The organism is Streptomyces sp. NPDC048290, from assembly GCF_040652095.1.
Taxonomy (GTDB): Bacteria; Actinomycetota; Actinomycetes; order Streptomycetales; family Streptomycetaceae; genus Streptomyces.
In genome coordinates, this window is the sequence record NZ_JBEZLM010000011.1 from 122,464 (window position 1) to 130,957 (window position 8,494).

Consider the following 8,494-nt stretch of genomic DNA (forward strand, 5'->3'; position numbering starts at 1 on the left):
TCGCATGTCTCGATCGCGTGCCCCGGTCGCGGGACGCTCCTGTGCTGTCCCGATCGAGTGTCCCGATCGCTACAAGCGCTGTCGTGAAGGCGTGATTGCCTCAGCCCGCCCCACTCCCTAACCTAATCAGGCAAGGCTTGCCTAACTAGCTCCGGCATGTCAGGTGCCCGCTCCACGCCCCGCGGCCCACCCCGGTTCCCCCGTGCGAGTCCGGCACCCCGAACCGAAAGTGACCCGGGTCGATGAGAACCCCGCGCCTCCGTGTGCTCGCCCTCGCGGCGGCCCTTCTGACCGGCCTCACCGCGTGCGGCGGCGAGAGCGACGACCAGCCCGACAGCGCCCCGAGCGCCGCCGCCGACGGCTCCAGCCAGTTCCCCCTGACCATCGAACACGCGCTGGGCACCACCGAGATCCCCGCCAGGCCCGAGCGCGTCGCCACCGTCAACTGGGCCAACGACGAAGTGCCGCTGGCCCTCGGTGTCGTCCCCGTCGGCATGGCCAAGGCCACCTTCGGCGACGACGACGGCGACGGCGTCCTGCCCTGGACCGAGAAGCGGCTGGAGGAACTCGGCGCCAAGACCCCGGTCCTGTTCGACGAGACCGACGGCATCGACTTCGAGGCCGTCGCCGACACCAAGCCGGACGTCATCCTCGCCTCCTACTCCGGACTCACCGAGCAGGACTACGAGACCCTCAGCCAGATCGCCCCCGTCGTCGCCTACCCCGAGGCCGCCTGGGCGACCCCCTGGCGGGACATCATCCGCCTCAACAGCCAGGCCATCGGACTCGCCGACGAGGGCGACCGACTCATCGGCGACCTGGAGCAGCGGATCGAGACCACCGCCGCCAAGTACCCGCAGCTCAAGGGCAAGACGGCGATGTTCATGACCCATGTGACATCGAAGGACGTCAGCCAGGTCGGCTTCTACACCACCCATGACACCCGCACCCAGTTCTTCACCGACCTCGGCATGAAGATCCCGGCCAGCGTCTCCGGACCCTCCGCCGACACCGACAAGTTCGTCCTCACCAAGAGCGCCGAACGCATCGACGACTTCAACGACGTCGACATCATCACCGGCTACGGCGACGACAAGGGCGAACTGCTCACCGCGCTCAAGGACGACCCGCTGACCTCGAAGCTCGCCGCCGTCGAGCGCGGCTCCCTCTACCTCCTGCCCGGCACCACCCCCCAGGCCACCGCCGCCAACCCGACCCCGCTGTCCATCCCGTACGTCCTGGAGGACTACGTGAAGGCACTGGCCGAAGCGGCGGACAAGGCCGCGTGACCCTCACCGTCCCGCGGCGCGCGCCGGACCCCGTCCCCGTGCGGCGGCCGGCGCGCGTCCGTGTGCTCTGGCTCCTCGCGCTCCTGGTGCTTCTCGCCGCCGCCATGACCGCCTCCCTCGCCCTCGGCTCCCGTGACGTGGCCTGGGCCGATGTGTGGTCGGCGCTCGGCGGGGCGGACGGCACCCTGGAGGAGGCAGCCGTCGCCCGGCGCGTCCCCCGTACCCTCCTCGCCGTGCTCACCGGCGCGGCCCTCGCCGTGTCCGGCACCGTCATGCAGGGCGTCACCCGCAACCCGCTCGCCGACCCCGGCATCCTCGGCGTCACCATGGGCGCCTCCCTCGCCGTGGTCACCGCCATCGCCTACTTCGGTCTCGCGTCGGTGTCCGGATACATCTGGGTGGCGATGCTGGGCGCGGCCCTGACCGCCGCCTTCGTCTACGCCGTCGGGTCGCTCGGGCGCGGCGGACCCACCCCGCTGAAACTGGCCCTCGGCGGCGCCGCCATCTCCGCCGCGCTCGCCTCCCTGGTCAGCGCCGTCGTCCTGCCCCGCACCGACATCGCCGACACGTTCCGCCTCTGGCAGATCGGCGGTGTCGGCGGCGCCACCTACGCCCAGCTCGGCACCGTCCTGCCGTTCCTCGCCGCCGGGTTCGTGATCTGCCTCGGCTCCGCGCGCGCCCTCAACTCCCTCGCGCTGGGCGACGACCTGGCCGCCGGGCTCGGTGAGCGGGTGCGGTTCGTGCGGGCCGCCGCCGCGCTCGGCGCGGTCGTCCTGTGCGGCGCCGCCACCGCCCTCGCCGGACCGATCGTCTTCGTCGGCCTGGTCGTCCCCCATGTCTGCCGGTTGCTCGCCGGAGTCGACCACCGCTGGCTGCTGCCGTACGCCGCGGTGAGCGGTGCCGTCCTGGTGACCGTCGCCGATGTCGTCGGACGGCTCGTGGCCCGGCCCGCCGAGATCGACGTGGGCATCGTCACCGCGCTGATCGGCGCGCCCTTCTTCCTCCACATCGTCCGCCGCCAGAAGGTCAGATCCCTGTGAGCGCCCCCGCCGTCCACGGCCCCTCCACCCTGCGGACCGTCACCCGGGCCCGGGTCCGCGCCGCGTACCGGCGGCGGGCGGTCGCCGCCGTGCTGGCCGTCCTCGTCGTCGCCGCGTTCGCCGTGTCCCTGATGGCCGGGCACACCTTCTACCCGGTGGGCGACGTCCTGCGGGTCATGACGGGGGAGCGGGTACCGGGCGCGTCCTTCACCGTCGGCACCCTGCGGCTGCCCCGCGCGGTGCTCGCCGTGACCGCCGGATTCAGCTTCGGCATCGCCGGAGTCACCTTCCAGACCATGCTCCGCAACCCCCTCGCCAGCCCCGATGTCATCGGCATCAGCGCCGGGGCGAGCACGGCCGCCGCCCTCGCCATCGTCAGCTTCTCGCTGAGCGGCACCACCGTGTCCGCCCTCGCCATCGCCGCCGCCCTCGGCGTGGCCCTCCTCGTCTACACCCTCGCCTTCCGCGACGGCGTGTCCGGCACCCGGCTCATCCTCATCGGCATCGGCGTCGCCGCCCTCCTCGACAGCGTCACCTCCTACGTCCTCTCTCAGGCCGGGCAGTGGGACCTCCAGGAGGCCACCCGCTGGCTCACCGGCAGCCTCAACGGCACCACCTGGGACGAGACCCTCCCCGCCGTCCTCGCGCTGCTCGTCCTCACCCCCGTCCTGCTGGCCAGGGCCCGCGACCTCGGCGCCCTGAGCCTCGGCGACGACACCGCCTCCGCGCTCGGCGTCCATGTCGAACGCACCCGCGTCACCGTCATCGTCGCCGCCGTCGGCCTGATCGCCTTCGCCACGGCCGCCGCCGGACCCATCGCGTTCGTCGCCTTCCTGTCCGGACCCATCGCCGCCCGCCTCGTCGGAGCCGGCGGCTCCCTCCTGGTCCCCGCCGGGCTGGTCGGCGCCCTCCTCGTCCTGGTCGCCGACTTCACCGGCCAGTACGCCTTCGGCGTCCGCTACCCGGTGGGCGTGGTCACCGGCGTGCTGGGCGCCCCGTACCTTGTGTATCTGATCATTCGCACCCACCGGGCCGGAGGCTCACTGTGACCGCGTCCCACACCCTCACCACCGAGGATCTGACCCTCGGCTACGGCGACCGGGCCGTCATCGAGGGACTGGACCTCACCCTCGCCGCCGGGCGGATCACCGTCATCGTCGGCGCCAACGCCTGCGGCAAGTCCACCCTGCTGCGCTCGATGTCCCGGCTGCTCGCCCCGCGCACCGGACGGGTCGTCCTCGACGGCCGGGAGGTCCACCGCACCCCCGCCAAGGAACTCGCCCGCACCCTGGGCCTGCTGCCCCAGTCGCCGGTCACCCCCGACGGCATCACCGTGCTCGACCTGGTCGGCCGGGGCCGCCATCCCCACCAGCGCGCCTTCGCCCGCTGGAGCGCCGAGGACGACGCGGCCGTCGCCGCCGCACTCGACGCCACCCGCACCGCCGACCTGGTCGACCGGGCCGTGGACGAACTCTCCGGCGGTCAGCGCCAGCGCGTATGGATCGCCATGGCCCTCGCCCAGCAGACCGATCTGCTGCTGCTGGACGAACCCACCACGTTCCTCGACATCAGCCACCAGATCGAGGTCCTCGACCTGCTGACCGACCTCAACCACAGCCGCGGCACCACGATCGTGATGGTGCTGCACGATCTCAACCTCGCCGCCCGCTACGCGGACCACCTGATCGCGCTGGCCGCCGGGCGGCTGCACGCCACCGGCACCCCCGCCGAGGTCATGACCGAGGACACCGTGCGCGCCCTGTACGGCATGGACAGCCGGGTCGTCGAGGACCCGCTCTCCGGCAAACCCCTCGTCCTGCCCGTCGGACGCCACCACTCGACGCCCGTGGAAACCGGCGCCGCCTCATGAGACGCCGACTCGCCGCACTCGCGCCCGACCTCACGCCCTGGCGCTCCTCACGGGACTTCCGGCTGCTGTGGATACAGGGCCTGATCACCTACCTCGGCAGCGTCATGGCGCTGATCGCGCTGCCCCTCCAGATCAAGGAACTCACCGGCTCCCCCCTCGCGGTCGGCGTCATGGGCGCCGTCGAACTCGTCCCGCTGGTCGTCTTCGGCCTGTACGGCGGGGCCCTCGCCGACGCCGTGGACCGCCGCAAGGTCATCGTCCTCACCGAGGCGGGACTCGGCCTCCTCGCCGCCGTCCTGCTGGTCAACGCGCTGCTGCCGCAGCCCCAGCTGTGGCCCCTCTATCTGGTCGCGGCCGGGGTCGCCGCCCTCGCCGGACTCCAGCGCCCCGCCCTGGACTCGCTGCTCGCCCGGATCGTTCCGCACGACCAACTCGCCGCCGCCGCCGCGCTCAACGCCCTGCGCTGGCAGGCCGGGGCCATCGCCGGACCCGCGCTGGCGGGCCTGGTGGTGGCCTACGCGGGCAACGTCCCCGCGTACGCCGTCACGGTCACCGGCTTCGCCCTGTCCGTCGTCCTGTGCCGTCGCCTCACCCCCGTACCCCCCGTCGAGCACGCCGAGAAGCCCTCCCTGCGGGGCATCGCCGAAGGCGCCCGCTACGCCTGGTCCAAGCCGGTCCTGCTGGGCACCTACGCCATCGACCTCGCGGCGATGTTCTTCGCCTTCCCCAACACCATCTTCCCGTTCCTCGCCGACGAACTGGACGCCGACTGGGCGCTGGGCCTCATGTACGCGGCCGGGGCGGTGGGTTCCCTGGTGGTCAGCCTCACCAGCGGCTGGGTGTCCCGGACCCGGCGGCACGGGCTGCTGGTGGTGTTCGGCGCCGCCGGGTGGGGCCTGGCCATCGCCGCGGCCGGGTGGACCTCCCACATCTGGCTGGTGCTGCTCTTCCTCGCGCTCGCGGGAGCGGGCGACATGTTCAGCGGACTGGGCCGCTCGACCATCTGGAACCAGACCATCCCCGACCGGCTGCGCGGGCGGCTCGCCGGTATCGAGGTCCTCTCGTACAGCATCGGCCCCCAGCTGGGCCAGGTCCGCGCCGGAGCGACCGCGGGCTGGACCGGCGCGCGCCCCGCGTTCTGGACCGGCGGCCTCGCCTGTGTCGCCTCGGTCGGCCTGCTCACCCTCGCCCTGCCCAAGCTGGTCAGCTACGACGCGCGCACCGACGACGACGCGCTGCTCCGGGCGAGCCAGGACAGCGCCTACCGGGCGGCGCGCGCGGCGGACGGCGACGGTGAGGTCAGCGGCCACAACACCCCGGCGTCCTGATGACCCCGCCGGGCCCGCTCGGCGGAACGGCGTACATGCCACGGCGACCTGTCCGCCCAAACGAAGGGTGACCGCGTGTCGGACGGCTCCCGGCCCCGGCGCGCGTCCCAGGGTGACGGGGAGATCTCCACGAGGGGATCTGCACCAGGGGATCTCCACGAGAAGGGACACGGGATGTCCGAGGTCACCACCCCGTATGCGACGGGCACACCCTGCTGGGTCGATCTGATGGCACAGGACCAGCGGCAGGCCCTCGACTTCTACCGCGATCTGTTCGGCTGGCAGGGCAGCCCGGGACCGGCCGAGTTCGGCGGGTACGCGGTCTGCGAACTGCACGGCAAGGCGGTCGCGGGCATCGCCCCGGCCATGGCGTCCGAGGGACAGCCGGCCCCGCCGACCGTCTGGACCAGCTACCTCGCCACCACCGACGCCCAGGCCACCCAGGACCAGATCGTCTCGGCGGGCGGCACCCTGATCGCCCCGGTCATGGACGTCGGCAGCCTCGGCCGGATGCTGATCGCCGCCGACCCGCAGGGCGCGGTGTTCGGCGTCTGGCAGCCCGGCGAGTTCTCCGGCGCGCAGGTCGTCAACGAGCCCGGCGCGCTGACCTGGAACGAACTGCACACCTCCGACGTGCCCGCCGCCACCGCCTTCTACGGCGAGGCGTTCGGTATCGAGATCGAACCGCTGGACGGCGCCGACTCCTACTGGGAACTGCGCGTCGGCGGCCGGGCGGTCGGCGGGGTCACCCTGCTCGCCAACGACCCGCCCGGCACCCCCGCGCACTGGCTGACCTACTTCTCGGTCGACGACGTGGACTCCACCGTCGACGCCCTGGTCCGCAGCGGCGGTACGGTCCTCGTCCCGCCCTTCGACATGATGGCGGGCCGGATGACGGTGGTCGCCGACCCGCAGGGCGCGCTCTTCGCGATGATCAAGCCGCAGCCGCTGTAGCCGGTCCCTGGGGCAGCGGGCGACGGCATAGGCGGGCGGGCCGGTCAGTTACCCGGCCCGCCCGCCTATGGCACCCGCCGTGCCCGTGCGCTCAGTCGCGCCGGGCGCGGCGCCGGGCCAGGACGGTGAGGACACCACCGGTGACCAGGAGGGCTCCGGCGGCCCCGGCGGTGAGGGCGATCTGCCGGGTGGCGGTCCCGGTCTCGGCGAGCGCCGCGGCCTTCGCGACCGCGCCCGTCGTGTCGCGTGCGGCGTCGGTGATCTGCTGGGTGACGACATCCGGGTGGGACATCATCGCCACATGCGAGGAGTCGACCTCGACGGTCCGGGACTTGGCCCGCTGCGCCTCGAACCGCTCCAGGTCCGGTGCGATGGCCTTGTCGTTGCGGGCGACGACGAACCACGACGGGATGGACTTCCAGGCGGCGGCCGTGGCCTTCTGCGCGAACCCGGCCTCGGCGACCGGCCGCTGCTCGACCGCCATCAGCCGGGTCTCCGCCTTCGGCAGATCGGCGGCGAACACCTCATGGAACTTGTCGTCCTTGAGATACAGGTCGACCCCGCTGCCATGGGCGTCGGTGTAGGGGACCGGCCGGAGCGCGGTGCCCAGCTCACTGCCCGCGAACCGGGTGGACAGCGCGGCCGGGCTCTCCCCGACGTCCGGCATGAACGCGGACACGTAGATCAGCGCCTTGACGTTGCTGTTCCCGGCCGCGGCCTGGCTGATGACGGCCCCGCCGTAGGAGTGCCCGGCGAGAATGATCGGGCCCTTGATCGACTTGAGGACGGAGGCGATCTGGGCGGAGTCGTTGAGCACCCCGCGCAGGGGGTTGGGCGGGGCGACGACCGGGAACCCGGCCTCGGTGAGCCGCTTCACCACGGCGTTCCACCCGGACGCGTCGGCGAAGGCGCCGTGCACCAGCACGACCGTCGGCTTCGTGGCACGCTCGGCCTCCATGCCCTCACCTCCGGCGGTGGCGGCCAGAGCGGACGGGGCGCCGACGGCGGTGAGCACACCGGTGCTCAGGGCGAGTGCGGCGGCGGATATTCGGCGGCGCGGGGACAACGGACCCATGAGGGGCACCTCTTCCGTACGGGGACGACTCTGGAGGCCAGCCTCACCGGCCCCGGAACCGTCCGGCGCGCCGCACGGGGTGAACGGGTGAACGGTCCGGCCGGGCGGGTGAAGCCGTCCGGCCGGAGAGCCCCCGGACCCGCCCTCAGTGCGTGGGTGAGCCGTCCGTGGGCCGGAGTGCCTGGGCGACCGCCCAGCTGTCCTCGAACATGTGGTAGCGGACGATGAGCCCGTCACGGACCGCGATGTCGAAGGCGAAGTCCGACTCGATGACACGGCCCGTCGCGAGCACCTCGGTGCGCAGACTGCCGAGGACCACACAGCGGTCGCCGTCGCCGAGGATCGTCTCGACCTCGAAACGCTGGGACCTGGTGGCCCGGCCGAGCTGGGTGTACAACTCGGTGACTCCGACCCGCCCGGCCGGGCCGCCGAGCCACGGCACGATGGCGGTGTCCCCGGGGATGAACCAGTCCACGTCCTCGGCGAAGTGCGCCGCCAGTTCGTCGGGGGTGGCACCGGAAAGCAGATGGTCGAAGAGCGCGGTCGCCGCCTCGCGGGCGGTGGTGTTGGTCATGGGGAGTACAAGCGGGATGCCGGGGCGGATGTTCCCGACGGGTCGGTCGGGCGCAGCGGCACGGGCGGTCGGCAGCGGTGTCCAGAGTGCCGCCCACCCGGCGTACCGGACAGGTGACCGGCAGCGGTGTCCGCCGTGCCGCCTACCCGTCCGGTGGGTCCGGGGCACCGGGACATGTGACCGGCGGCGGTGTCCGCCGTGCCGCCTACCCGTCCGGTGGGTCCGGGGCACCGGGACAGGTGACCGGCAGCGGTGTCCACTGTGCCGTCTACCCGTCCGGTGGGTCCGGGGCACCGGGACAGGTGACCGGCAGCGGTGTCCACTGTGCCGTCTACCCGTCCGGTGGGTCCGGGGCACCGGGACG

At 72.8% G+C, this 8,494-nt stretch carries 8 protein-coding genes and 1 pseudogene; 7 read left to right on the top strand and 2 right to left on the bottom strand.

The genetic code is table 11. From position 1 onward, the window contains the following. Positions 1-242: 242 nt before the first annotated feature. The 6 genes from AB0D49_RS20565 to AB0D49_RS20590 all read left to right on the top strand — a co-directional run bounded on the left by AB0D49_RS20565 (position 243) and on the right by AB0D49_RS20590 (position 6,481). Positions 243-1,289 (top strand): iron-siderophore ABC transporter substrate-binding protein, encoded by a 1,047-nt coding sequence (locus AB0D49_RS20565; protein WP_362759114.1) that lies wholly within the window; start codon positions 243-245, stop codon positions 1,287-1,289. Next, the gene (locus AB0D49_RS20570) at positions 1,286-2,329 is read left to right on the top strand and encodes an iron ABC transporter permease (RefSeq protein ID WP_362759116.1); all 1,044 of its coding nucleotides are present in this window, start codon (positions 1,286-1,288) and stop codon (positions 2,327-2,329) included. Before AB0D49_RS20565 ends, AB0D49_RS20570 begins: the two co-directional genes overlap by 4 nt. Then, entirely contained in the window at positions 2,326-3,378 is a 1,053-nt protein-coding gene (locus AB0D49_RS20575; RefSeq protein WP_362759118.1) for an iron chelate uptake ABC transporter family permease subunit, read from the top strand. Before AB0D49_RS20570 ends, AB0D49_RS20575 begins: the two co-directional genes overlap by 4 nt. Beyond that, positions 3,375-4,199, top strand: a complete 825-nt coding sequence (locus AB0D49_RS20580) for an ABC transporter ATP-binding protein (RefSeq protein ID WP_362759120.1) — start codon at positions 3,375-3,377, stop codon at positions 4,197-4,199. The genes AB0D49_RS20575 and AB0D49_RS20580 overlap by 4 nt, the downstream gene beginning before the upstream one ends. Next, entirely contained in the window at positions 4,196-5,527 is a 1,332-nt protein-coding gene (locus AB0D49_RS20585) for an MFS transporter (protein ID WP_362759122.1), read from the top strand. The genes AB0D49_RS20580 and AB0D49_RS20585 overlap by 4 nt, the downstream gene beginning before the upstream one ends. Before the next feature lie 174 nt (positions 5,528-5,701). Then, positions 5,702-6,481, top strand: a complete 780-nt coding sequence (locus AB0D49_RS20590; protein WP_362759124.1) for a VOC family protein — start codon at positions 5,702-5,704, stop codon at positions 6,479-6,481. A 91-nt stretch (positions 6,482-6,572) separates the two neighbouring features. Here the strand turns inward: AB0D49_RS20590 and AB0D49_RS20595 are convergent, their stop codons facing one another. Continuing rightward, on the bottom strand, positions 6,573-7,556 hold the full coding sequence (locus AB0D49_RS20595; RefSeq protein ID WP_362759126.1) for an alpha/beta hydrolase: 984 nt from the start codon (positions 7,554-7,556) through the stop codon (positions 6,573-6,575). A gap of 145 nt (positions 7,557-7,701) precedes the next feature. After that, positions 7,702-8,130 carry a nuclear transport factor 2 family protein gene (locus AB0D49_RS20600; protein WP_362759128.1) on the bottom strand — a complete coding sequence of 143 codons (429 nt, stop codon included), beginning with the start codon at positions 8,128-8,130 and terminating at the stop codon, positions 7,702-7,704. A gap of 77 nt (positions 8,131-8,207) precedes the next feature. Here AB0D49_RS20600 and AB0D49_RS20605 point away from each other — a divergent pair. Further along, a pseudogene (locus AB0D49_RS20605) lies at positions 8,208-8,494 on the top strand (hypothetical protein); the annotation flags it as partial.